The sequence below is a fragment of the Collinsella sp. CLA-ER-H3 genome (assembly GCF_040092425.1).
In the GTDB taxonomy this organism is placed as follows: domain Bacteria; phylum Actinomycetota; class Coriobacteriia; order Coriobacteriales; family Coriobacteriaceae; genus Collinsella.
On the sequence record NZ_JBBNLP010000002.1, the window covers coordinates 53,448 to 77,081 of the forward strand.

At 58.9% G+C, this 23,634-nt stretch carries 19 protein-coding genes; 8 read left to right on the forward strand and 11 right to left on the reverse strand.

Translation table 11 applies throughout. The features are described 5' to 3' along the window. The first annotated feature begins 94 nt into the window (after window positions 1–94). Both AAAX32_RS01830 and AAAX32_RS01835 read left to right on the forward strand, forming a co-directional pair. Complete coding sequence (locus AAAX32_RS01830) at window positions 95–934, forward strand: methyltransferase (protein WP_349099760.1); 840 nt, start codon at window positions 95–97, stop codon at window positions 932–934. A gap of 310 nt (window positions 935–1,244) precedes the next feature. Continuing rightward, a complete protein-coding gene (locus tag AAAX32_RS01835; protein WP_349099761.1) occupies window positions 1,245–3,926 on the forward strand; it encodes a DUF3516 domain-containing protein in 2,682 nt (893 codons plus the stop codon). A gap of 80 nt (window positions 3,927–4,006) precedes the next feature. Here the strand turns inward: AAAX32_RS01835 and AAAX32_RS01840 are convergent, their stop codons facing one another. The 6 genes from AAAX32_RS01840 to AAAX32_RS01865 form a co-directional block, all read right to left on the reverse strand. After that, a complete protein-coding gene (locus AAAX32_RS01840; protein ID WP_349099762.1) occupies window positions 4,007–5,764 on the reverse strand; it encodes a DUF2130 domain-containing protein in 1,758 nt (585 codons plus the stop codon). Between the two features lie 138 nt (window positions 5,765–5,902). Next, the gene (locus AAAX32_RS01845; RefSeq protein ID WP_349099763.1) at window positions 5,903–6,463 is read right to left on the reverse strand and encodes a metallophosphoesterase; all 561 of its coding nucleotides are present in this window, start codon (window positions 6,461–6,463) and stop codon (window positions 5,903–5,905) included. A 51-nt stretch (window positions 6,464–6,514) separates the two neighbouring features. Beyond that, window positions 6,515–6,694 carry a hypothetical protein gene (locus AAAX32_RS01850; RefSeq protein WP_349099764.1) on the reverse strand — a complete coding sequence of 60 codons (180 nt, stop codon included), beginning with the start codon at window positions 6,692–6,694 and terminating at the stop codon, window positions 6,515–6,517. Between the two features lie 18 nt (window positions 6,695–6,712). Beyond that, window positions 6,713–7,039: an HIRAN domain-containing protein gene (locus AAAX32_RS01855; RefSeq protein ID WP_349099765.1), complete on the reverse strand. Its 327-nt coding sequence runs from the start codon at window positions 7,037–7,039 to the stop codon at window positions 6,713–6,715. Between the two features lie 423 nt (window positions 7,040–7,462). Further along, window positions 7,463–8,842: an aldehyde dehydrogenase gene (locus AAAX32_RS01860; protein ID WP_349099766.1), complete on the reverse strand. Its 1,380-nt coding sequence runs from the start codon at window positions 8,840–8,842 to the stop codon at window positions 7,463–7,465. An 8-nt stretch (window positions 8,843–8,850) separates the two neighbouring features. Further along, window positions 8,851–10,071, reverse strand: coding sequence for an iron-containing alcohol dehydrogenase (locus AAAX32_RS01865; protein WP_349099767.1), 1,221 nt, complete (start codon window positions 10,069–10,071; stop codon window positions 8,851–8,853). Between the two features lie 254 nt (window positions 10,072–10,325). On the opposite strand from AAAX32_RS01865, the gene AAAX32_RS01870 reads away from it, so the two are divergent. Further along, window positions 10,326–10,889, forward strand: coding sequence for a ferritin family protein (locus AAAX32_RS01870; RefSeq protein ID WP_070097113.1), 564 nt, complete (start codon window positions 10,326–10,328; stop codon window positions 10,887–10,889). A gap of 243 nt (window positions 10,890–11,132) precedes the next feature. On the opposite strand, the gene AAAX32_RS01875 is transcribed toward AAAX32_RS01870, so the two are convergent. Further along, the gene (locus tag AAAX32_RS01875; RefSeq protein ID WP_349099768.1) at window positions 11,133–12,014 is read right to left on the reverse strand and encodes a hypothetical protein; all 882 of its coding nucleotides are present in this window, start codon (window positions 12,012–12,014) and stop codon (window positions 11,133–11,135) included. A gap of 540 nt (window positions 12,015–12,554) precedes the next feature. Then, window positions 12,555–13,994, reverse strand: a complete 1,440-nt coding sequence (locus AAAX32_RS01880) for a PLP-dependent aminotransferase family protein (protein ID WP_349099769.1) — start codon at window positions 13,992–13,994, stop codon at window positions 12,555–12,557. Window positions 13,995–14,139: 145 nt separating this feature from the next. Here AAAX32_RS01880 and pdxS point away from each other — a divergent pair, with 145 nt between their 5' ends. Both pdxS and pdxT read left to right on the forward strand, forming a co-directional pair. Further along, complete coding sequence (gene pdxS, locus AAAX32_RS01885; RefSeq protein ID WP_349099770.1) at window positions 14,140–15,030, forward strand: pyridoxal 5'-phosphate synthase lyase subunit PdxS; 891 nt, start codon at window positions 14,140–14,142, stop codon at window positions 15,028–15,030. A 20-nt stretch (window positions 15,031–15,050) separates the two neighbouring features. Then, window positions 15,051–15,638 carry a pyridoxal 5'-phosphate synthase glutaminase subunit PdxT gene (gene pdxT / locus AAAX32_RS01890; RefSeq protein WP_349099771.1) on the forward strand — a complete coding sequence of 196 codons (588 nt, stop codon included), beginning with the start codon at window positions 15,051–15,053 and terminating at the stop codon, window positions 15,636–15,638. A gap of 352 nt (window positions 15,639–15,990) precedes the next feature. Here pdxT and AAAX32_RS01895 read toward each other — a convergent pair whose 3' ends face one another. Continuing rightward, entirely contained in the window at window positions 15,991–16,890 is a 900-nt protein-coding gene (locus AAAX32_RS01895; protein ID WP_349099772.1) for a hypothetical protein, read from the reverse strand. A gap of 214 nt (window positions 16,891–17,104) precedes the next feature. Here AAAX32_RS01895 and AAAX32_RS01900 point away from each other — a divergent pair, with 214 nt between their 5' ends. Next, the gene (locus AAAX32_RS01900) at window positions 17,105–17,515 is read left to right on the forward strand and encodes a peptide deformylase (protein ID WP_349099773.1); all 411 of its coding nucleotides are present in this window, start codon (window positions 17,105–17,107) and stop codon (window positions 17,513–17,515) included. 75 nt (window positions 17,516–17,590) lie between these two features. Here AAAX32_RS01900 and AAAX32_RS01905 read toward each other — a convergent pair whose 3' ends face one another. After that, the gene (locus tag AAAX32_RS01905) at window positions 17,591–19,072 is read right to left on the reverse strand and encodes an aminotransferase class I/II-fold pyridoxal phosphate-dependent enzyme (protein ID WP_082435486.1); all 1,482 of its coding nucleotides are present in this window, start codon (window positions 19,070–19,072) and stop codon (window positions 17,591–17,593) included. A 201-nt stretch (window positions 19,073–19,273) separates the two neighbouring features. Then, on the reverse strand, window positions 19,274–20,131 hold the full coding sequence (locus tag AAAX32_RS01910) for a LysR family transcriptional regulator (RefSeq protein WP_349099774.1): 858 nt from the start codon (window positions 20,129–20,131) through the stop codon (window positions 19,274–19,276). A gap of 118 nt (window positions 20,132–20,249) precedes the next feature. On the opposite strand from AAAX32_RS01910, the gene AAAX32_RS01915 reads away from it, so the two are divergent. Together AAAX32_RS01915 and AAAX32_RS01920 are read left to right on the forward strand one after the other, a co-directional pair. Further along, complete coding sequence (locus AAAX32_RS01915; protein WP_349099775.1) at window positions 20,250–21,161, forward strand: DMT family transporter; 912 nt, start codon at window positions 20,250–20,252, stop codon at window positions 21,159–21,161. Between the two features lie 243 nt (window positions 21,162–21,404). Then, window positions 21,405–23,621 carry a KUP/HAK/KT family potassium transporter gene (locus AAAX32_RS01920; protein WP_349099941.1) on the forward strand — a complete coding sequence of 739 codons (2,217 nt, stop codon included), beginning with the start codon at window positions 21,405–21,407 and terminating at the stop codon, window positions 23,619–23,621. Window positions 23,622–23,634 lie beyond the last annotated feature (13 nt).

A 23,634-nucleotide genomic window follows, 5' to 3' on the forward strand; every position in this document is an offset into this window, starting at 1 on the left:
CGCACCACATCTTTCGGGCAATCTATGCCCGCCCTTTTCAACCCATTGACGGAACGCGTAGCTATGCGTTCCATACTTATGACCAAGGAGCCTCATGGGAGCCGTCCACGTTCGCACGCCTAAGAACTTTGTGCTCGAGGAGCGCCTGGAGCGCTACGCCGATGCGATCGAGACGAACCCCGAGGCTTATGCCGGAGATTGGCGCGAGGCTTGTGCGCCAGTTGGCAGCAAGCCCTTCGAGCACCTTCACCTGGATCTTGGCTGTGGCAAGGGAACGTACCTTGTAGAGCGCGCAGTCCGCGAGCCAAACACCCTCTTTATCGGTATGGACCAGGAGCCCATCTGCATCGCCTATGCCGCGCAGAAAATCTGCGAGCAGGAGCTGCCCAATGCGCTTGTGCTGCCCCGAGGCGCTGCATCGCTGCCGCAGCTGTTTGCCGCAGGCGAGCTCGATGCCATCACCATCAACTTTCCCACGCCGCAGCCCAAGGCCAAGTACGCCAAAAAACGACTCGTCCATGTCGAGCATTTGATGCTCTACCGCCCGCTCTTTGCAGCCGGCGCCACCGTCACACTGCGAACCGACAGCAAGCCATTGCGCGACTACGCCCTGGGGCAGTTTGCCGCGGCAGGCTACGACACACTTTGGACAAGTGACGACGTTCGCCGCGACCATCCCGAGCATCCCGAGACCGAGTATGAGTGCCGCACGCGCGAGATGGGCGCCGCCGTCTATGGCATTTGCGCCACACCCGGCGAGAAGCCTACCGAAGAGCAACTCGTAGCAGGCCGAGCGCAGGAGCAAAGCCTTGCCTGCTACCTGCCCGATAACCTCGATGAGCTCACCTATGTACCTCTGGGCATGGAAGAGGCCGTCGAGAACTTTAGAAACCGCGCCCGCAAGGGCAAGAAGCGTCTGCCGCAAGAGTCCTAGGGGCTTCTTATGGTCGCGGCGTCGGCAAACAAGCGCAAGTAGGCGCCAGCGAACGACCCTCAAAACCTAAGTGAGTAGACTTTTTTGCAATAGCCAAGCACAACCCGCATAACGAAAACTAAAACCGCAGATAGAGCCCTTGCGCAAAAACCATGTGCTCGCGATATTGCAAAAAGTCTACTCACTTAGCTGGCAACTGCACCAAACGGCTGGGCAGAACGCCCATTTCCTGCATTTTCTTGCCTGCGAACGCATCGATGCGACGCTACGCCATAATAGTTGGCGGACAATCGCGAGAGAAAGCAACCACATGGCACAGACCACGACAGATACCGCCGCCGGCACCGTCTCCGGCGCCGGGGCCGCCAGCTCATTCTCGGGCGGCACGGGAACCGAAGCCGAGTTCGGCTCGCTCGGTACGCTCTCCCCCACCTGGTGGGAGCCCGAGGATGGCAGTGAGCCCGAACCGTGGCTCACGCCCGATCAGGCCTTCGAACGTTTCTTTGAATGGACGAGCGACCGCGGCATTGAGCTGTGGGACCACCAAGAAGAGGCCCTCATGGATCTAGCCGCCGGTGACCATGTCATTTTGGGAACACCGACCGGATCGGGCAAGTCGCTTGTCGCGCTGGGCATGCTCTTTATGGGCATGGCGCAGGGCAAGCGCTGCTACTACACGGCTCCTATCAAGGCTCTGGTCAGTGAGAAGTTTTTCGATCTTGTGCAGGTGCTCGGCCGCGATAACGTCGGTATGATCACCGGCGACACGCATATCAACACCAAGGCTCCCGTCATCTGCTGCACGGCAGAGATCCTTGCCAACGACGCGCTGCGCGAGGGCGAAGATGCCGATGTTGGCTGCGTCGCCATGGACGAGTTCCACTACTTTGCCGACCCCGATCGCGGTTGGGCCTGGCAGGTGCCGCTGCTCACCCTGCCTCACACGCAATTCATGCTCATGAGCGCCACGCTCGGCGATGTCACTGCCATCGCCGCCTCACTCGAGGAGCACACCGGCGCTGCTTGCGACTTGGTTGTCGACGCCCCGCGTCCTGTTCCGCTGAGCTACGACTACGTGACGACCTCCCTCGAGGGCACGGTCGAGCTCGCCATGCGCCGCGGCGAGGCCCCGCTCTATATCGTGCACTTTAGCCAGGATGCCGCCCTTGCGACGGCACAGTCGCTCGCCAATTTTGGCATCGCCAGCAAGGAGCAGCGCGAAGCCATCAAAGAAGCGGCAAAGGGAACGAGCTTCTCGACGGCCTTCGGCAAGATCCTCAAGCGCTTGCTCGGCTGCGGCGTCGGCGTGCACCACGCCGGTATGCTGCCGCGCTATCGTCTACTGGTCGAGCGCCTGGCGCAGCAGGGCCTGCTGCCCGTCATCTGCGGCACCGATACGCTCGGCGTCGGCATCAACGTACCCATCCACACCGTGGTACTCACCGCGCTCACCAAGTTCGACGGCTACAAGATGCGTCGTCTGCGCGCCCGCGAGTTCCATCAGATTGCCGGTCGTGCCGGCCGCTCGGGCTTCGATACCGAGGGCATGGTCATCGCCGAGGCACCCGAACACGAGATCGAAAACGCCAAGCTTATGGCCAAAGCGGGCGACGACCCCAAAAAGCTCCGTAAGATTAAAAAGAAAAAGGCCCCCGAGGGCTTTGTCACCTGGAACAAGCAGACCTTTGAGCGCCTGATCGAGACGCAGCCCGAAACGCTCAAGCCGCGCCTTCGCATCACACATTCCATGGTGATTAGCGTGGTCGAGCAGGGCGGCGATGCCCGAGCCCGCGTACACGACCTCATCGAGACAAGCCTGCAGACCCCCGAGGAAAAGGCCAAGCTCGAGGTTCGTGCCGACGAGATTTTCGCCACGCTCATCGACTCCGGCGTCGTCGTGCGCACCGAGGTGCCGCCCGCACCCGATGCACCGGCTGACGCCGCGCCGGACATCGACTACGCGCTGACGGTCGACCTGCCCGAGGACTTTGCGCTCGACCAGCCGCTCTCGCCGTTTTTGCTTGCCGCGCTGGAGTTGCTCGATCCCGAGAGCGAGACCTATACCATGGATCTAATCTCAATGGTCGAGGCAACGCTCGAGGATCCCAAGCAGGTGTTGCGCGCACAGGAGCGCGCCGCACGCGATCGCGCGATGGCCGAGATGAAGGCCGACGGCATCGAATATGAGGAGCGCTTGGAGCGCATTCAAGACGTCACGTACGAAAAGCCGCTCGAGGATTTGCTCGATGCCGCCTTTGACAAGTACTGCCAGGAAGTACCCTGGGCAAACGACTACCAGCTCTCTCCCAAGAGCGTCCTGCGCGATATGCTGGAAAGCGCGAGCGATTTTAAGGGTTACATTCAAAAGCTCGGCATCGCCCGCTCCGAGGGCATTTTACTGCGCTACCTGGCAGAGGCTTACCGTTCGCTCGACCGCACCGTGCCCATCGAGAAGCGCGACGAGCGCCTGCGCGACATTATCTCGTGGCTGGGCTTTGTGGTGCGCTCGGTGGACTCGAGCCTGGTGGACGAGTGGGAAAACGCCGGCAACCCGGCAGCCCTCGATGCCGCACCGCCGCAGGGCATCGACGAGGTCGTGGCGGACCGCCGCGGCTGCACGCTGCTGGTGCGCAACGCGCTCTTCCGCCGCGTGACCCTTGCCGCCCGCGGGCACGTGCGCGACCTAGGCGAGCTCGACGAAGACTGGGGCATGAGCGAAATCCGCTGGCAAAAAGCGCTCGACGCCTATCACGAGCAACACGAGGTAATTCTCACCGACGGAGATGCCCGCAGCTCCGCGATGTTTTCCATCGACGAGAGCGACGAGAAGACGCAGCGCGTGTGGCATGTGCACCAGATTTTTGCCGACGAGGATGGCGACCACGACTTTGGCATCATGGGCGATGTCGACCTGGACGCCACGCAAGACGGCGGCGAGGTCATCTTCAAGAACTACCGTGTCGGCTTTATCGAGGACCTGCTCGAGGACTAGCCGGGCGCAATGGAACGAAACGAAGCGGGGCCGCTGGCAACATCGCCAGCGGCCCCGCTTTTTGCGCGATACGCTATCCTCTACTCGGCATCCTCGACCTCATACGAATCCGCTTCGGCGGGCTCATCGTTTGTCTCTGGCGCAGCCCCGCGCGCCTCGTCAAACGCCGCCTTCATGGTCTTGTTGCCCCACGTGAGCTTGCGAATGGTAAGATCGTCGGCCTTCTTGTTGGCTAGGCGCAGGTTGTTCTCGGAAGACAGCAACGCCTCCTTGGTTTTCTGCAGATGGCTAATCGTCTTGTCGATCTCATCGATCGCCGTTTGGAACTTGCGGCTCGCGATCTCGTAGTTGCGACCGAAATCATTCTTGAACTTTTCCATCTTGGCTTCGAAGTTCGTGACGTCGATATTCTGCTGCTTGTACTCCGCCAGCTCCTGCTTATAGCGCAGCGAGCCCATAGCGGCGTTGCGCAGCAGCGTGATCATGGGAATGAAGAACTGCGGGCGGATCACGTACATCTTCTCATAGCGGTAACTCACGTCCACGATTCCCGCGTTATAGAGCTCGCTCTCGGGCTCCAGCAGGGTGCAGAGCACCGCATACTCGCAGCCTTTCTGGCGACGATCGTGATCGAGCTTCTTAAAGAAGTCCTCGTTTTTATGCTTGGTCGCGGTCTCATCGTTCTCGTTTTTCATCTCGAACATAATCGAAATGACCTCGTTGCCGCTCGCATCGCACTCGCGGAAGATAAAGTCGCCCTTGGTGCCCTCGGACGCATCGTTATCTTTCTCGAAGTACGCATTAGGAAACGCCGTCATGCGCAGACGGTTAAACTCGGTCTCGCAGTGCTGCTCGAGCGACTCGCCCACCATCTTGGTGGACAGGCGGACCTTCATGTCCTTAAGGCGCTCAATCTCTTCGTCCTTGTAGCGAATCAACTCGTCGCTCACGCGCTTGGCCTGCGCAAGCTCGAGCTCGTGTGCTGCTCTGGCCTGTTCCTCGCGCGAATCGCGCACCGCCAGCTCGCTCGTCAGTTTGGCACGTGCCTCGTCACGCTCACGCTCTGCCGCGGCGACCGCCTCCGATAGGTTCATTTTGGCCGTCAGCTCCTGTTCGCGCAGCTGCGCACGCAGGCCCTCGGCCTCTTGCTCGGACTGAGCCTTTGCGGCGGAAAACTTCTCTTGTACTTTCGCCTGATAGTCGGCAAGTGTGCGCTCAGCCTCGCTGCGAGCGGCATCGAGCTCACGCTGCGACTCGGCCGCAGCGGTGGCAAGCGCCATCTCCTGGGCCTTGTCCGCCGCGGAGAGCTTTGCCTGCAATTCTGCAATCTGCGCATCGCGTGCAGCCAAATCGTTCTGAGCAGCATTGCGCGCCGAAGCCTCGGCAAGCTTAGCTTCGTCATCTTTGCGCTCCAGCTGCGCACGCAAATTGTCAATCTCGCGCTGGAGCTCTGCGTTTTCCTTCTGCGCATCCGCACGGGCCTCAACAGCTGCACGCTGGCTTGCACTCTCACGCTCTGCGGCAGCGCCCTCGAGCTTGGCGTGCAGCTCGGCAAGCTCGGCATCGCGCTTGGCAACCTCTTGTGCCAACTGCTGAGCTGCAGCATTCTTCTGCTCGACAAGCTGAGCATTGCGCTGAGACTCTGCCTTTTGCAAGGCAGCCGTCGAACGCGAGCGCTCAAGTTCCAGCGCCTGCTCGCCCTCGCGCTGGACTGCCTTCACACGCTCATCCAGGTCGCGCGAAAACTCAGCATCGCGCACTTGTTTGACGATATCCGCATAACCGGACGCATCGACCTTAAAAACTTCGCCGCAATGCGGGCACTTGATCTCGTTCATAGCAGCTCCTCGATGGACGCAAATTTCAACCGCCTACACTCTACCGCGCCGCACGGACAAAAAAGGCGCCGCCGCCATAATGGCAACGGCGCCAGAACCACCACAAAGGTGCCTGTCCCCTTTGTGGTGGTTCGAGCATTACAGTCCAAAGAAGCCCAGGATTTGATCGCGGCTTACGGGTCTGTAGTCGTTGGCATCAAGGCCAACGTCATAGCGCAGGATCGGGCGCTCGCGATCGCGGTTGCGTGCGTTGGTGCGGTCACCCCTGCTGTGGATATGCCCATGCAGCATAATGGCGCCACGTGCCTTGCCGTTCCAGCTGAGCATGGGGTAGTGGCTCATAACCAGACGATGGCCCTTGGCATAGCCGGGAGCAATCTCCAGGTAATCGCGCACGTCTTCCCAAATTTGCGGGGCGTCGGAATCTTCCCAGTCGCCGTCATGGTTACCACGGATGAGCGTCACGTTCTGGCATTCGATACGCTCGCGCAGGCGCACCGCCTCCGCCAGGGGCAAACGATAGGTAAAGTCACCCAGAATATAGAGACGGTCATCCGCAGCCACGCACTCATTGATGGCATCGATGACCTTGCGATTCATCTCCTCGACCGAGCCAAACGGCCGGTCCATGTCGTGCAAGATATTCGTATCGCCCAGGTGCAGGTCGGCGGTAAACCACATCATCGTCTCTGTCCTCATTTCGCAACGCGTTCAACTCGTGCTAAGTATACAGACGCAGCGATGCGGCGGTTATCCAAAGAACCCGCCGAACAGTCCGCGGCGGCTCTTGTCTTGCTTTTTCGAAGCGCCACCCTGGGTGTTCTTGTCCTGCCGCTTCTTACGATCCCGCTCCAACTCATCATCATCGAGTAGCATATCCCACTCAAACGGATCGTCTGTCAGATCGAACTGGTCGTCGTCATCAAACATGGCAGTCTCCCTTACCGATTAGCGAGCATCCACCACGTAGAGTCCAACACGCACCTGATGCCACGGGCTGTGCTCTGGGGCAACTTGCTGCACGCGCGCCTCAAATACACCCTCATGTCCGTAATACATCATCAAGGACAACGGGCCGACCTCGTTTCCCGGAACATAACCGAGCTTGGTCTTGTCGTAATAGATCGCAACCGCCTCGGGATCATGGGGGTTATCGTGCTCGGCACACAGCGTCAGCTTATCGCCCGCTTTAAGATCGCCCAGGACCAAGGCACCGTCGGCATACTGAAATCCCGCAATATGAAACGACAGAAGAACACGCGAAGGCTCGTACATAGCAACTCCTCTAACGGCCGGATAAACCGACGCTTAACCTTACTGAGAAGTCTACGAACTCGTGCGGACACAAATTCATCCTGCCCGCGTCTTTCAATCGCTCGCCGCAACGCTTGCGAGACAGAGCGCTTGCAGATAAGATAGAGGCACGGATGGCACCCGTGGCAGCGGGTCTTGCCAACTCCGATACACGTTTTCATCGTGAGAAGTGGCCGTCTTCGCTTACGCGGGGACGGCTATTTCATTCGGCCGATAAACAGGCCGAGTTCGATAGCCGCGATCAACAACGCCAATAACGAAATAACATCGCTTACGTTCATACCAATTCCCTTCTAAAGGGAGTTGGCCCATCCGTACCCCATAGCAGTAGTCTAACGTAAATGGCAGGTAATAGGAACACTTGTTCGTATTACCTGCCATTTCCTAATGCACAAACATGCGCACGAATTTGTGCTTCCAGCTTGCGTAGGGCGCATACCGAAACGGCACGTCGAGCCAGGTTGCCTTGTTCACGATGCTCTTCTTGTGGCTAAACGTATCGAAGCTCTCCCGGCCATGGTACTGCCCCATACCGCTCGCGCCCATGCCGCCAAAGCCCATATGGCTCGTAGCCAGATGCATGATGGTGTCGTTGACGCAGCCGCCGCCAAAGGGCACGTAGCGCACAAAGCGCTGCTGAACCGCGCGATCCTGGCTAAAGATATACAGGGCCAGCGGCGTCGGACGATCCGTAATAAACGTCTCGGCCTCGTCTAGGCTCTCAAACGTCAGCACCGGCAAGATGGGGCCGAAAATCTCCTCCTGCATCACGGCGTCATCGGGGGTCACGCCGTCCAAAATCGTCGGCTCAATCTTGAGCGATGACTCGCGCGCCGTGCCTCCAAGCACAACCTTATCGGGATCGATCAGCCCACGCACGCGCGCAAAATGCTTGGCGTTGACGATATGCCCATAATCCTCGTTGTCGAGCGGGTACTCGCCAAACATGCGACGGACCTCCTCCTTGATAAGGCCCAGCAGCTCGTCGTGCACGCGCGTATCGACCAGCAGATAGTCGGGCGCCACACAGGTCTGTCCCACGTTGAGCCATTTACCAAAGGCGATACGCCGCGCCGCGACCTTCAAGTTTGCCGTCGCATCCACGATGCAGGGACTCTTGCCGCCCAGCTCAAGCGTCACGGGCGTAAGGTTTTTACTTGCGCGCTCCATGACGAGCTTACCGACCGGAACGCTACCGGTAAAGAAGATCTTGTCCCAGCACTCGTCGAGCAGCGCTTCGTTCTCAGCGCGCCCGCCCTCGACAACCGTCACCAGGCGCGGATCAAATGCCTCTTCGCAGATTTGCCTGAGCACCGCACTCGATGCCGGAGCATAGGCGCTCGGCTTGATGACCACAGTATTGCCCGCGGCAAGGGCGCCGGCGAGCGGCTCGAGTGTTAGCAAAAACGGGTAGTTCCACGGAGCCATGATGAGCGTGACGCCATAGGGCACGGCTTGCGTTTTGCAAACGCTCACGGCATTGGCGAGATCACACGGATGCAGGCGAGGACGACTCCATCGAGCCGCATGCGCGATCTGATGACGAATCTCGGAAAGCGACGTGCCGATCTCGCACATATACGCCTCATCATGGGACTTTCCCAAATCGGTCTTGAGCGCATGGGCAATATCGGCCTCGTGGGCCCGTACCGCATCGCGCAAACTCACGAGCGCGCGACGTCGAACATCGACATCAAACGTGGCATGCGTCTTAAAATAGGCGCGCTGATCGGCAACGATGCGCGCGATTTCCTCGGTGTTCATGGACCCTCCTAGTTCTCGACCTCAAACATACCACCCGCGACGACCTCGTACATACGCTCGAGTTCCAACCGATCCATCAAAAGTGGAACGGGGTATAGCGGATTGGCCTCGGCATCGGCATGGGCCGCCATTTGCGGAATATCGGAGCGGCGAATGCCCGTCACATATTTTGGAATGCCCAAGGCGGCATTCATGCGGTCGACCCAATCGATAAAGGCCTCGGCCGCAAGACTGTCCTGCGCGTTAGCCGGCGCGAGACCGGCCATGCGAGCAAGATCGGCAAGCTTGGGGGCGGCGGCGTCACCATAAGCGCGAAGCATGTGCGGCAGGATGATCGCGTTGGCCAAACCGTGCGGAATTCCGTATCGGCCGCCCAGACTGTGCGCGATGGCATGCACATATCCGACATAGGAGCGGGTAAATGCAACACCCGCTTTATACGCCGCCGAAAGCATATTGCGACGAGCGCGCATGTCGTCGCCATGCTCATAGGCCTCGGGCAAATTGTCGTGGATGAGCTGGACCGCCTGACGCGCCATCTTGCGCGTGTAGGGCGTGGTGCTACGGCCGATAAAGGCCTCGACGGCATGCGTCAGGGCATCCATGCCCGTCTGCCCCGTAATGGAGGCGGGCAGGCCGCGTGTAAACTCGGGGTCGTGCACCGCAAAGCGCGGGATAAGCACAAAGTCGTTAATGGGGTATTTATAGTGCGTCTCGTCATCGGTGATAACCGCCGCGAGTGTGACTTCGCTTCCCGTACCGGAGGTAGTGGGAACCGCAATAAGCAGCGGCAAGAGACGGTGGACGCGCAGCAGGCCGCGCATCTTGTTGATGGGCTTATTTGGCTGTGCGATGCGTGCGCCCACGCCCTTGGCGCAGTCCATGGCCGAACCGCCGCCAAAACCGATAATGGCCCGGCAGTCGTTCTCGCGATACAGCGCCGCCGCTTCCTCCACATTCGAGACCGTGGGGTTCGCACGCGTTTCGGCATAGACCGTAACGCCAATCCCCTGAGCCGCAAGCGCACGCTCGAGTGATGCCGTGAGTCCCAAACGAGCAATACCAGGGTCTGTCACGATAAGGACCTTCTGGATCGAGCGCTTTTGAAGCATCGCGGGCACATCCTCGGCATGCTCCAAAATGCGCGGCTCGGTATAGGGCAGGATCGGCAATGCGATGCGAAAAACCGTCTGATATGTTCGGCACCAGGCACGACGGGCTAGATGCATAAAGGAAACTCCTTCATTTGTTGATAGGTCAACATTTGCTCGCCCGATTGTACTCATCGGAGGTCGTACGAGGTCTAACAATCGTTAATCAATCAACATCTTCACATGCCCATAATTGTTTTATTAAAAATCATTCCTAATAGGCTTCACATTCGGTCTCATTTATGGATAATAGAACTCGTCAAGACGCACGTCCGGAGAGGGCCCTTACGGGACCGGACGAGCGCGCCATCGCCATCGATCGAAAGGATCGAATCATGAAGTTTGTTTGCCCCGTTTGCGGTTATGTGGAAGAGTTCGACGGCGACCAGCTGCCCGAGGATTTCAAGTGCCCCCAGTGCGGCGTTCCTGGTTCTCGTTTCCTGAAGCAGGAGGAGGGCCAGCTCGAGTGGGCTGCCGAGCACGTCGTGGGCGTCGCCAAGATGGAGGGCGTCTCCGAGGACATCGTTGCCGACCTGCGCGCCAACTTTGAGGGCGAGTGCTCCGAGGTCGGTATGTACCTGGCCATGGCTCGCGTCGCCCATCGCGAGGGTTATCCCGAGATCGGCCTGTACTGGGAGAAGGCTGCCCACGAGGAGGCCGAGCACGCCGCCAAGTTCGCCGAGCTCCTGGGCGAGGTCGTGACCGACTCCACCAAGAAGAACCTCGAGATGCGCGTTGAGGCCGAGAATGGCGCCACCGCCGGCAAGACCGATCTTGCCAAGCGCGCCAAGGCCGCTGGCCTCGATGCCATCCACGACACCGTGCACGAGATGGCTCGCGACGAGGCTCGCCACGGCAAGGCTTTCGCCGGTCTGCTCAAGCGCTACTTTGGCTAAGTCAGCCGCCTGAGAGATAATCTTTAGCACAAAAAAGGCCCGGACCGTATCGGTTCGGGCCTTTTTTGTGCCTCGAGGACTCGTTAACACTCTGAAATAGGACTGCCTTAGGCATCGGCTTCTCGTCAAAAACTAAGTGAGTAGGCTTTTTGGAACTTACCAAGCACTCCGTCCATATTGCTTTAAAAAGCCGCAGGTAAATGACTTGTTGCAAAACGGCCCGGTCGCCAAAGCGCCAAAAGTCTACTCACTTAGAACCGCAGCCGTCCACGATCGAGCTGTTTTGTGTCTAACGGGCATCTTTCCGTCGATTACTCCCAATTTTGACCAGTCCACGAATAGCTCAGACCGGAGTAATGTCTCAGCCCTTTGCTCATCTGGGCTTTTATCACGATATTCAGCATCGAGCATCCTGCATACGGCCTTAACGATCGCGCGGAATCTATCCTCATCGGATATCTGTCTGTGTGTCAGGAGAAGTACATCGTAGCCCATGGCCTGAAGGGCCGTCATGCGGTCAGCGTCACGCAAGCCATCCCCTGCTCGTCCGTGCGAGGCCTTTCCCTGACATTCAATGGCCACCTGTCGCCTGCCGTCCGGCGAAGACAGAAGTAGGTCGATATATACACGGGACTTTCCCACAATCGATCGAGCACTTGCGCTTAGCGTCACTTCGACATTGAGCTCTATGCTGCAAAAACCTTCACCTCCCAGGGATCGCGGCAGTCCAAGCAACAAATACACCTCGACCTCAAAAGGCGACGCGGCGCCCAATGGAACGAGCTGCGATACCGCCATAAATCTATTGCCGTAACGCATCCCGCAAACATCTGAACAAAAACGGTCAAGGTCTCTGCCCAAAACCAAAGCGTCTCGACGCCATAAATTTGAAGCGGTACCGTCCTCGGACGGGCAGCGCACCCAACCGAACGTTGTCGAAATCGCGCCCGAATCAATTGCACGCGTAAGCTCCGCCTCAAGTGCCGCCGGCAGAGCGCACACCGCAAACAGGCCGCACATCTCCGCCAATACCAAAAGAAGCTGAAGATCCGTCAGATGCCGCGACATGATGAATGCCGTCAGCAGAGGAGACGTAACCAAAAATCCATGCTCCGTTTCCAGCACGGATTCCCTGGGAAGCTCACCAAGGAACAGCCGCTGCCTAATGCTGGCAGGACATGTCCGTTTGTTTCTTGTCCGAACCAATGTATACAACGGAAAACCGAGCGCAACCGCAGCCGTCGGGTTACGGGCGAGGTCATATCGCTGCCGGTCTTCTTCCGGTCGCGGAAGCGGCGGACACAAAGCACGCACTTGAGGGGGCAAACGCCAGTACCTAAAAGCCGATATGTCACAAAGTAGATCCTTCATAGGCACAGGAAAACACGAATTTCAACCCATCCGGTCTCGCATTGGCGCGAACGCACCGAAAATGGCGCCAAACGGACCGCTAAGTTTTCAACAGCCCTCCCCAACTGGCCAAAAGCTTGCCAAGAACTGGACGAAGCTCTGTTGAAAACCCCCCTTTTTTTTCTCGTGCGGAAGCTTTGCGCGGCAAGTGAGTAGACTTTTTGGAACATCCCGAGCAGACCGGTCATCTTGCTTTTCAAAACCGCAGGTAGACAACTTGCTACAAAACCGTCTGGTCGCCAAAGTTCCAAAAGCCTACTCACTTAGGTTGCAGAGTGCCCCCATTAGCTGCAATTCCAAGGTTGTTAGCACTTTTGGACTCAGATCGTCATACTGAACAAGAATTTGACTTGAGTTTTCAGGAACATATGCGCCATCGGCACACCAATAACAGTCACTGATATCGATGAACGGGATGCTTAAGCGCGTAAGGGTCCGCATAAAAGAGCTTCCGCCCGTTCTACGCTCCGCAACCACGATACAGTAAAGGCCCGCGTCTGCATGCTCGATCGAGACTTCCCCTGCCGGAAACGCTTTCCGTACAAGCGCTGCCAGGCCATCGCGTGCCTCGCGAGCACGCACGCGCACGCGGTTAACATGCCGCTCGTAATCACCCGATTCCAGCAAGCGCGCTAAAGCGACCTGGTCAACAGAGCTCACCGACGAAGCGTAAAAACCAAGGTCGCGCCCAAACCGTTCCATCAGCTCATCGGGCAACACCATGTACGCCAAACGCAACGCCGATGAAAGGCTCTTCGAAAACGTGTTGGTATAGATGACCGATTGAGCGGCATCGATCGACGCGAGCGCGGGAATCGGCTTGCCGGCAAGGCGAAACTCACAATCAAAGTCGTCTTCGATGAGATACCGACCCGGCCGCTCGGCGGCCCAGCTCAGCAACGCATAGCGACGTGCAATGCTCGTCACAAGACCGGTCGGATACTGATGAGACGGCATCAGGTGAAGGACATCGGTCCCGGTTTTCTGCAGCGCGCTCAAGTCCACGCCCTCAGCATCCAACGGGACATGCCGCACTTCGCAACCCATGGCCTGATAGATGCGCGTCAAGCGCAAATAGCCTGGATCCTCGACGGCATACACCTTGTCCGCGCCAAGCAACTGAACCAACATGGTATCGAGCAGCTGGGCGCCCGCACCGATAACGATATTGTCGGGATTGACATTCATGCCCCTTGTCCCGCGCAGATGGTGCGCAATCGCACGTCGCAGTCGAGCGGTGCCCTGCGCCGGTGCGGGCGAAAAGATTTCACGCTCGTCTTCGGACGTCAGCGTCGCCCGTAGCGCACTTTGCCAAAGCCGCGCCGCCTCCAAAGCGGAAGGAGAAAGTGCATCGAATCGCTCTGCCTGCCCCATGGCATCATGCGCGCTGGGACCAACAGGGACAGCATCTCGGTCGATATCCCCCGCAGCCAAAGCCAAAACCGGCGCATCCGGAAGCTCGCACGCGTAGTAGCCACGACGCGGCATTGAGCAAATATAACCCTCGGCAAGCAACTGGCTATATGCATTCTCGATGGTAATGACACTGATACCCAGATGACTCGCAAAGGCGCGCTTAGACGGCAGATGCTCCCCCGCCGCAATACGGCCAGCAACAATATCATCTCGAATTTGCTGGTAAACATACTCATAGAGCGATGCTTCGCCGCGTTTTTCCAAATTGTAGTCAAGCATGAGTTTATCACCTGACCATATCGAACCGTTTAATCTGGTATTAACCTGACCTTGTTATTATCTCAAAAACTGAGTATTTCGCCATACCCAGCTCCCCGATAGGATGTTCCGTCAAGCAATGCACATGCCAACCAAGGGAGCAACCATGGCAGAACAGACCAACAAGGCCGATCGCGTCAAACTCAATCGCGAACTCGCGCAGATGCTCAAGGGCGGCGTCATCATGGACGTCACCACACCCGAGCAGGCGCGCATCGCCGAGGAGGCGGGCGCCTGCGCCGTCATGGCACTCGAGCGCATTCCGGCCGATATCCGTGCCGCAGGCGGCGTCTCGCGCATGAGCGACCCCAAGATGATCAAGGGCATCCAGGAGGCCGTCTCCATCCCCGTTATGGCCAAGTGCCGCATCGGCCACATTGTCGAGGCGCAGGTCCTGCAGGCCATCGAAATCGATTACATCGACGAATCCGAGGTCCTCTCCCCCGCCGATGATGTCTATCACATCGACAAGACCCAGTTTGACGTGCCGTTTGTCTGCGGCGCCCGCGATCTGGGCGAGGCGTTGCGCCGTGTTGCCGAGGGCGCCACGATGATTCGTACCAAGGGCGAGCCGGGCACGGGCGACGTCGTTCAGGCCGTGCGTCACATGCGCAAGATCCAAAAGCAGATCAGCGACGTTGTTGCTCTGCGCGACGACGAACTCTTTGAGGCAGCCAAGCAGCTGCAGGTTCCGGTTGAGCTGGTGCGCGAGGTCCATACCACGGGCAAGCTTCCCGTCGTAAACTTTGCCGCCGGCGGAGTCGCGACCCCCGCCGACGCCGCGCTGATGATGCAGCTGGGCGCCGAGGGCGTCTTTGTTGGCTCGGGCATCTTTAAGAGCGGCGACCCCGCCAAGCGCGCCGCCGCCATCGTCAAGGCCGTGGCAAACTTCACCGACGCCAAGCTCATCGCCGAGCTTTCGGAGGACCTGGGCGAGGCCATGGTGGGCATCAACGCCGACGAAATCGAGATCATCATGGAGGAGCGCGGGCGCTAGTCCAGCAGAAAGGATCGCACATGAGCGATTATGCAGACCAAACGGTCGCCGTGCTGGCGGTCCAGGGCGCTTTTGCCGAGCACGAGGCAAGACTGTCCGAGCTGGGCGCACGTTGTATCGAGCTGAGGCAGGCGGCCGATTTGCAGCAGGACTTTGATCGCCTGGTACTTCCCGGCGGCGAGTCTACCGTTCAAGGGAAGCTGCTTGATGAGTTGGGCATGCTCGAGGAGCTTCGTGCCCGTATCGCTGAAGGTATGCCCGTCCTGGGCACCTGCGCCGGCCTGATTCTGCTGGCTCACGATCTTGCCGCCCATGACGATAAGGGCACGCCGCGTTTGGCAACCATGGATGTACTTGTCGAGCGCAATGCCTACGGCAGGCAGCTCGGCAGTTTTCGCACCAAGGGCCAGGTGTCCGGCATCGACGGTGAAGTGCCGCTGACGTTTATCCGTGCACCCCGCATCGTTGAGGTGCACGGCGATGCCGAGGCCCTGGCCGAAGTCGATGGCCGCATCGTCGCCGCCCGCCAAGGCAACCAGCTCGGCGTCACCTTCCACCCCGAGCTCGACGAAGACACCCGCCTCCACGAACTGTTCCTGCAAATGTAGGCAGAATTTAAACGAGCGTGGATTTTCGGACATACAACAAATGAGAGTGGATAATCTCCCACTTTGAGCTTGAATGCAGGCTCAAACCGGGAGATTATCCACTCTCATGCTATGTAGTCGTTGGGGACGTTCTTAAACGACTAGTCAAACCAGAACGCCCCCAATGACTATGGCAACAAAGGCAACGCCGATGTCTTGGTACCGACAGCGAAAACCCGCCAGAGCGAGCAAGGTGCCTTGAAACGAGGCGGCATTGACCTTCTGGTCATGCCGCCGAAGTTGAAAGGCAGGTTGCCGCTCTGGCGGGTTTGCAGCGTCAACTAGTTACGCGGTTCGTAGAACCGCGTAACCCCTAAAAGCGGTTGCCGCGGAAGCCGCCGCCGTTGCGGCCGCCACGATCGCCACGGTCGTTACCACGGTTGCCGCCGAAGCCGCCACGGTTGCCACCGCGGTCGCCATAGCCACCACGGTTGCCGCCAAAGCCGCCGCGACCGCCACGGTCGCCGCCACGGTCACCAAAGCCGCCACGGCCACCGCGATCGCCACCGCGACCGCCACGGTCGCCACCACGGCCACCGCGATCGCCAAAGCCGCCGCGACCGCCACGGTCGCCGCCACGACCACCGCGGTCGTCACGGCCGCCGCGAGGACCGCGGTCCTCGTCCAGGCCCATGGCGACGAGCGGAGCAATAACCTTATCGAGAGCGGCCATCAGCTCGGTGGCCTCCTCGTAAGAAAGCTCGGGCAGGAGCTTCTCCTTCTTGTTGGCAAGCTCGACCAGGCCCTCAGCGGCATCCTCGGCAGCGAAGACGACGATCTTGCGCATATCGCCCTCGGCGTCGTCGATGCGGCCGACCAGATCGGCAGCCTCGGCCTCGGCCATCAGGCCATCGAGCTCACGAAGGCGCATGCCCAGCAGGTCGGACATTTCCTTCTGCTCCATCTTGGGCTTGAGGTCAAGGAGCTTGATGGCGCGCTCGATGTTCGCCATGCGCTCGGCCTTGGCCTCCTCCTCCTTGGAAATAGCAAAGCGACGGCTACGCAGCAGGCGGGCGGCCTTCTGCATCTTGTCCATCAGCTCTTCGTCATCGTAATCAACGGCGGCCTCGACAACCTCGGCCTCCTCCTCGGCGGAAACCTCGTCAGCAGCCTCAACCTCGGCAGCTTCGGTCTCCACGGTCTCGACTGCCTCTACCTCGGCAGCCATGGTCTCGTTCTCGGTCTCGTTCATGATCTCTTCGTTCTCGGACATGAGACTCCTTCTTGGCCCTCTCGGGCATCATCGCCCCATTCGCGGGGCCCGTCGCGCACTCTTTGCGCTTTAAACATTCATGCCTCTCGGCAAAACGTCCATTAGTTTATGGTCTTGCCCGCCAATCTAGCTGCAGAATCTATGTGCACACATTAATGCGACATGTCGCGGTATCATGGCCTGAACCAAACGTGTCCACCCTAAGGAGCCCGCCATGATTAAGCCCATCATGAAATCCGAGTTCTTTTTGCGCCTGCCTTCTGAAGACGCCGGCCCAGAAGATGCCACGACCGGACAGGATCTTCTGGATACGCTCCATGAGCATGAGCACGAGTGCGTGGGCCTCGCTGCCAACATGATCGGCGTGCGCAAACGCGTCATCTGCGTAAAAGACGGCAACAGGGCGCTGCTCATGTACAACCCTCAAATTCTTGAGCAGGTCAATGCCTATCAGACGAGCGAAGGATGCCTCTCGCTGATCGGCGAGCGTCCCTGTACCCGCTATCGCCGCATTAAGGTGGAATATCTGGACGAGAACTTCGTCCACCGCATCAAGAACTTCTCGGGCTACACCGCCGAGATCATCCAACACGAAATCGACCACTGCAACGGGATAGTGATCTAGTTCCGCCGATTCAAGAAAGCTCCCTACAGCAAAACAACTGCAGGGAGCTTTTCATAGTGCGGAGCTTCTACCCCACTAGCTCTGGCGGTAATGGTCGAAGAAGTCGGCGAGGTCTTCGAGCGACTCTTTGAGCACTTCCATGCGCGGCAGGTACACGATGCGGAAGTGGTCGGGCTCAGCCCAGTTAAAGCCGCCGCCGCGCGTGATCAGGATCTTCTTCTCGTGCAGCAGGTCGAGGGCAAACTGCTCGTCATCGGTGATGTTGAACTTTTTAACATCCATCTTGGGGAAGATATAGAACGCCGCGCGCGGCTTAACCACCGAGATGCCGTCGATCTTGTTGAGCGCCTCATACACAAAGTTGCGCTGCTCGTAGACACGACCGCCGGGGCGGATGTAATCGTTGACGGACTGGTGTCCGCCGAGCGCCGTCTGAACGATCGACTGAGCCGGCACGTTGGAGCACAGGCGCATGTTGGAGAGCATGTTGATGCCCATGATAAAGTCGCTCATGCAGCGCTGGTTGCCCGAAAGCACCATCCAGCCAATGCGATAGCCCGCAATCATGTGCGACTTGGACAGACCGCTAAAGGTAACGCAGGGCAGATCGGGGGCGAGCGAGGCAATCGAGACGTGCTCGTAGCCGTCCATGCACAGGCGGTCGTAGATCTCATCGGCAAAGATCATGAGCTGGTGCCTGCGCGCAACCTCGACGATGCCCTCGAGCACCTCGCGCGGATAGACAGAGCCCGTGGGGTTGTTGGGGTTGATGATGACGAGGGCCTTGGTCGCGCTCGTGATCTTGGACTCCATATCCTCCAGGTCGGGATACCAATCCGCCTGCTCATCGCATAGATAGTGCACGGGATGTCCACCGGCAAGGGTTGCGCACGCCGTCCACAGCGGGTAGTCGGGGCTGGGGATCAGAATCTCGTCGCCGTTGTCGAGCAGCGCGTTCATCGAAAGCTGAATGAGCTCGGACACGCCGTTGCCCGTGTAGATGTGCTCCATCTGAACATTGGGCAGGCCCTTGATCTGCGAATACTGCATGATCGCCTTGCGCGCGGAGAACAGGCCACGCGAGTTGGAATAGCCTTCGCAGTCGGGCAGCTGCTGGCGCATGTCCTTGATGACCTCATCGGGTGTGCGGAAACCGAAGGGCGCCGGGTTGCCGATATTGAGCTTGAGGATGCGCTCGCCCTCATCCTCCATACGGGCAGCCTCGTCGACGACGGGACCGCGCACGTCATACAGGACGTTATCGAGTTTGGTGGATTTAGAAAAAGTACGCATGGTGGCGCTCCTTGGAATTTGAGCCGTGGGGCTAGGTTCGGATTTGGCAACGTTATGGGACGAGGACGTCTCGCCTTGATCGGCGCCACCGGCAAGCAGCCAGGTAACATCGACCTCCAAAATGCGGGCGAGCAGCTCTGCCACATCGCGCCGCGGGATCGTCTTGCCGCTCACATATTGGCTCATCTGACTCTTGCCGAGTTTTTTGCCGAGCATCTCCGATGCGCGGATTACGTCCGACTGGCGAACGTCGCGATCGGACATAGCCTGTCGCAGGCGATCGCTAAACGTCTCTTGGGCCACTAGAACCTCCTTGCTGGCAAAGTTCAATTTATAGAACACGAATTGAACCAAGGTTCAATTTAGCAAGCAGTATAGCGCGGCGCATTTTCCGGAAGTTCAATTTCACAAGAAAATGTACCGAGCCCCGAGAATTGTCCAAAAGTGGACAACAGGTACGCGCTTTTAGAGGTATTCAAGGAATCGAGCGGCGGCAAGCGAAACGTCAGCCGTGCGATATATCGCGTTGATCTGCCGATGGGGATGCCCCTCGAGCGGGCGCACGGCAACATCGAACTGGCAGCGCCGCAAGATGAGCGCCGGAAGAATGCTCACGCCCAGACCGTCCTCGACCATGGCCATAATCGCATAATCATCCCAGGTCGACAGCTTAGAGCGCACCGCCAGGCCCGCGCGGCGAAACAGCGGCGTAATCTCGTCGTCGCTACCGCGTTCCAGCAGAATAAACTGCTCGTTGGCCAAATCGGCAAGGGAAACGACCTCCGCGGTGGCAAGCGAGGAGTCCGCTGGCACCACGGCCATCAGCTCGTCTTGCACCAACGGCCGCGACGCCATGCCGGCGCCGCGTGGCTCGCGCGGAATAAAGCCCAGGTCGCAGCGACCTTCCGCCACCCATTGCTCAATCTCGGAGTAATCACCCATCAGAAGCTCGTAATCGACATCCGGGTGATCAGCGCGAAACCGCGCGATCACCGACGGCAGTACATGGGTCGCCACACTCGAAAACGTACCGATACAGATCTTGCCGCGCATGAGCCCCCGCATTTCGTCCACGCATCGCTGCAAGCGGCCAAACTCTTCGCATAACGCCTCGACTGCCGGCATGACCTGCCGCCCGTCGGCAGAAAGCACCACGCCCTCGCGGCTGCGATCAAGCACCTTGAAACCCCAGTCTGCCTCAAGGTCGCCTACCATGCGACTCACGCCCGACTGCGAATAGCTCAGCCGCTCTGCAGCACGCGTAAAGCTGCCGGCACGCACCGTCTCGAGCAGCACCTGCATCTTTTGGATATTGGTCTCCACGGCACGTCCCCACCTTTGCATGAGTATTTGTCATGTCATCCATGAATTATATTCGCTTTTCTTCTAAAGCCACCTCACCCATAGTGAACATGCTCGGATATAGAGGGGATGTCAGCACATGAACAACGGACTGTTTACGTACTTAGCAGCATTGCTATTGTTTGGCTCCAACGGCATCATCGCCGCTGCCATCGCGCTGCCGAGCTCCGATATCGTACTGTTGCGCACGTTTTTGGGCGCTCTCACCCTTGCCGCCATCCTCTTCATAACCAAGCGCCATAACCTGCAGGCTCCGTCTCGCCCCCGCGAGGCCGCAGCGCTCATCGTCTCGGGCGCCGCGCTGGGCGCCAGCTGGATTTTCCTGTTCCGCGCCTATCAGACGATCGGCGTTGGCATCTCCTCGCTGTTGTATTACTGCGGCCCCATCATCGTTATGGCCCTCTCCCCGCTCATTTTTTGCGAAAAGCTGACCGGCGGCATAATCGCCGGGTTTATCGCCGTTGCCTGCGGCGCCTTTCTCATTGCGGCACAAGGTCTAGGCGGCAATATGCCCATTGCGGGTATCGCTTGCGGCATCGCCTCGGCCTTCTGCTACGCGTTGATGGTCATCGCTAGCAAGGGTGCGCCACACGTCGAAGGCCTCGAAAACTCCGCGCTCCAGGTGAGCGCCGCCTTTATGACCGCGCTGGTCCTTACGCTCCTCACACAGGGCGCCCCCTCGTTCCTCTCCCCCAGCATTGCCGCCGGCATCGATTGGCGCGCCGTCGCCATGCTCGGCGTCGTCAACACCGGCATCGGTTGCCTGCTCTACTTTAGTGCCGTCGCCAAGCTGCCCGTCCAGACCGTCGCGGTCGTCGGCTACCTTGAGCCGCTTTCGGCCGTCGTGTTCTCCGTTGCCCTTTTGGGCGAGACCATGACGCCCATCCGCCTCATGGGCGCCGCGTTGATCATCGGCGGCGCGATCTTTTGCGAAGTCGCCGGCAAACGCGCAGACACCAAAGCAAGCATCGCCCAAGCGGCACGCGCCTAAAAGCCCCTCTTCAGCTCAAAGCAGGGACGCATCCGCGGTTATCACATTGCAGCAAACCACACAGCCGGAAGTGCCCCTGCTTTGAAATGCTACCTGCGCAAACAACTACTCCCCAGATGGGGATTATTGTCTAAAATCACCCGATGTGCCAAACTGCTCTTGTATGTATAAAGACGGCATAAAGGTTATCTGTCCTAGACAGATAACCGGATGTCTAAGGGAGTCCACGTGGCACACAACAAAATGGAGGTAAGCCCCCAAGACCAGCGTAGTCAAGGCGGGCATGGAGCCATTCCCCTCTCCGCTGGCATGCTGCTCGTAACGCTCGGCGTCGTTTATGGCGACATCGGCACGAGCCCCATGTACACCATGAAATCAATCGTCGCCAACAACGGCGGCATCGGTACCGTCAGCGAGGACATGATCCTGGGCGCGCTCTCGCTCGTCATCTGGACCATGACGCTCGTGACCACGGTCAAGTACGTGCTGATCGCCATGAAGGCAGATAACCACAACGAAGGCGGCATCTTCGCCCTGTTTAGCCTGGTGCGCAAAGTGGCACCATGGCTGATTCTGCCCGCCATGATCGGCGGTGCGGCACTGCTCGCCGACGGCATCCTCACCCCCGCCGTCACGGTCACCACGGCCATCGAGGGCTTACGCACTATCGAGTGGGGCCATGCGCTTTTGGGTGATGGCCAGACCAACGTCATCATTATCACCATCATTATTATCTGCGGCCTATTTGCCATGCAGCGCGCCGGCACCTCGTCAATCGGCAAGCTGTTCGGCCCACTCATGACGCTGTGGTTCCTGTTCCTGGCAGGCGCCGGCCTGTTCAACATGCTCGGCAACCTGTCCATCCTGCGCGCGCTCAACCCCATCCGCGGCATCATGTTCCTTTTCTCGCCCATCAACCACTCGGGCATCATGGTGCTCGGCTTTGTCTTCCTGTCGACAACCGGTGCCGAGGCGCTCTACTCGGACATGGGCCACGTGGGCAAAGCGAATATCTACGCATCCTGGCCGTTTGTTAAGGCGGCCCTCATCCTTAACTATCTGGGTCAGGGAGCCTGGCTGCTCGCCAATAACTCCAACCCCCAGATGCTCGCGATGGATATCGTCAACCCGTTCTACATGATGCTTCCCGAGCCCCTGCGCCCCTTTGCCATCGTGCTTTCGGCCGTAGCGGCCATCATCGCCTCGCAGGCGCTCATCACCGGCTCGTTCTCGCTGGTATCCGAGGCAACGCGCCTCAACCTTATGCCGCATCTGCGCATCCACTACCCCAGCGACACCAAGGGTCAGCTCTATATTCCGCTCGTCAACAACATCATGTGGGTCGGCTGCATCTTCATTGTGCTGCTGTTCCAGAACTCCGAGCGCATGGAAAGCGCCTATGGCCTCGCCATCACCGTGACCATGCTCATGACCACGACGCTTTTGACGAGCTATATCGCCGGCATTCTCAAGCACAAGCTGGGCGCCTGTGTCTTCGCCCTGCTTTTTGGCGCCATCGAGCTCTGCTTCTTTGCCTCGTGCCTCACCATGTTCTTTGACGGCGGTTACGTCATGATCTTCTTGGCCTCGCTGCTGTTTGGCCTTATGTATGTGTGGCGCCGCGGCACCGCCATCGAGCGCACGCAGACGATTCTGCTGCCCGTCTCCAAGTACATCGATCAGCTCAACCGTCTGCGTAACGACGAGACCTACCCCGTGCTCGCCGACAATCTGGTGTTCCTTACCAACAGCCCCGACCCGCTCACGCTCGACCGCGACGTGCTCTATTCCATCTTGGATAAGCATCCCAAGCGCGCCAAGGCATACTGGTTCATCAACGTGCACGTTACCGATGAGCCCTATACGCATGAGTATTCCGTTGAGACCTTTGGCACGGACTTCTTGTTCCGCGTGCGCTTGGACCTGGGCTTTAAGGTCAATCAGCGCGTTAACGCCTACCTGCGCCAGATCGTTGGCGACTTGATGGCATCGGGTGAGCTGCCGCCGCAGCATCACACCTACTCCATCTACGAGACCCGCGGCAACGTGGGCGACTTCCGTTTTTGCATGCTACGCAAGATGCTTGCCCCCGAAACGGACATCAACCGCAACGACCACCGCGTGATGGCCATCAAGTACGCCGTCCGCCGCGCCTGCGGAAGCCCGGCACGTTGGTACGGCCTAGAGAACTCGGCCATCATCATCGAGTACGTGCCCCTCTTTGCCCGCATGCGTCCGGCAGTCAAGCTTGTACGCACCCAGGTGCCACTCGAAGTTCAGATCGAGGAAGCCGAGGAAATGGAAGTCGACATCTTCTCGGACGACCTGGTCAACGGCAACGAGGCCGGTAGGAATATGAACGTCGATCCCACTGAGCTGCTCGAGAGCGTCGCCGATACGCCCGAGCAGCAACAGCTCGACGGCCTCGAGAGTGAACAACTCAACGACGCCAACTTCTAGCAACGCCGCGAAT

Coding starts and splice junctions, on each gene's coding strand:
- AAAX32_RS01835 (WP_349099761.1), top strand. CDS start 1,245: ATGGCACAGACCACGACAGATACCGCCGCCGGCACCGTCTCCGGCGCC.
- pdxS (WP_349099770.1), top strand. CDS start 14,140: ATGGCAGAACAGACCAACAAGGCCGATCGCGTCAAACTCAATCGCGAA.
- pdxT (WP_349099771.1), top strand. CDS start 15,051: ATGAGCGATTATGCAGACCAAACGGTCGCCGTGCTGGCGGTCCAGGGC.
- AAAX32_RS01850 (WP_349099764.1), bottom strand. CDS start 6,694: ATGTTTGATGACGACGACCAGTTCGATCTGACAGACGATCCGTTTGAG.
- AAAX32_RS01905 (WP_082435486.1), bottom strand. CDS start 19,072: ATGTCCGATCGCGACGTTCGCCAGTCGGACGTAATCCGCGCATCGGAG.
- AAAX32_RS01855 (WP_349099765.1), bottom strand. CDS start 7,039: ATGTACGAGCCTTCGCGTGTTCTTCTGTCGTTTCATATTGCGGGATTT.
- AAAX32_RS01880 (WP_349099769.1), bottom strand. CDS start 13,994: ATGCTTGACTACAATTTGGAAAAACGCGGCGAAGCATCGCTCTATGAG.
- AAAX32_RS01895 (WP_349099772.1), bottom strand. CDS start 16,890: ATGTCCGAGAACGAAGAGATCATGAACGAGACCGAGAACGAGACCATG.
- AAAX32_RS01920 (WP_349099941.1), top strand. CDS start 21,405: ATGGAGGTAAGCCCCCAAGACCAGCGTAGTCAAGGCGGGCATGGAGCC.
- AAAX32_RS01860 (WP_349099766.1), bottom strand. CDS start 8,842: ATGAACACCGAGGAAATCGCGCGCATCGTTGCCGATCAGCGCGCCTAT.
- AAAX32_RS01900 (WP_349099773.1), top strand. CDS start 17,105: ATGATTAAGCCCATCATGAAATCCGAGTTCTTTTTGCGCCTGCCTTCT.
- AAAX32_RS01830 (WP_349099760.1), top strand. CDS start 95: ATGGGAGCCGTCCACGTTCGCACGCCTAAGAACTTTGTGCTCGAGGAG.
- AAAX32_RS01840 (WP_349099762.1), bottom strand. CDS start 5,764: ATGAACGAGATCAAGTGCCCGCATTGCGGCGAAGTTTTTAAGGTCGAT.
- AAAX32_RS01915 (WP_349099775.1), top strand. CDS start 20,250: ATGAACAACGGACTGTTTACGTACTTAGCAGCATTGCTATTGTTTGGC.
- AAAX32_RS01865 (WP_349099767.1), bottom strand. CDS start 10,071: ATGCATCTAGCCCGTCGTGCCTGGTGCCGAACATATCAGACGGTTTTT.
- AAAX32_RS01845 (WP_349099763.1), bottom strand. CDS start 6,463: ATGAGGACAGAGACGATGATGTGGTTTACCGCCGACCTGCACCTGGGC.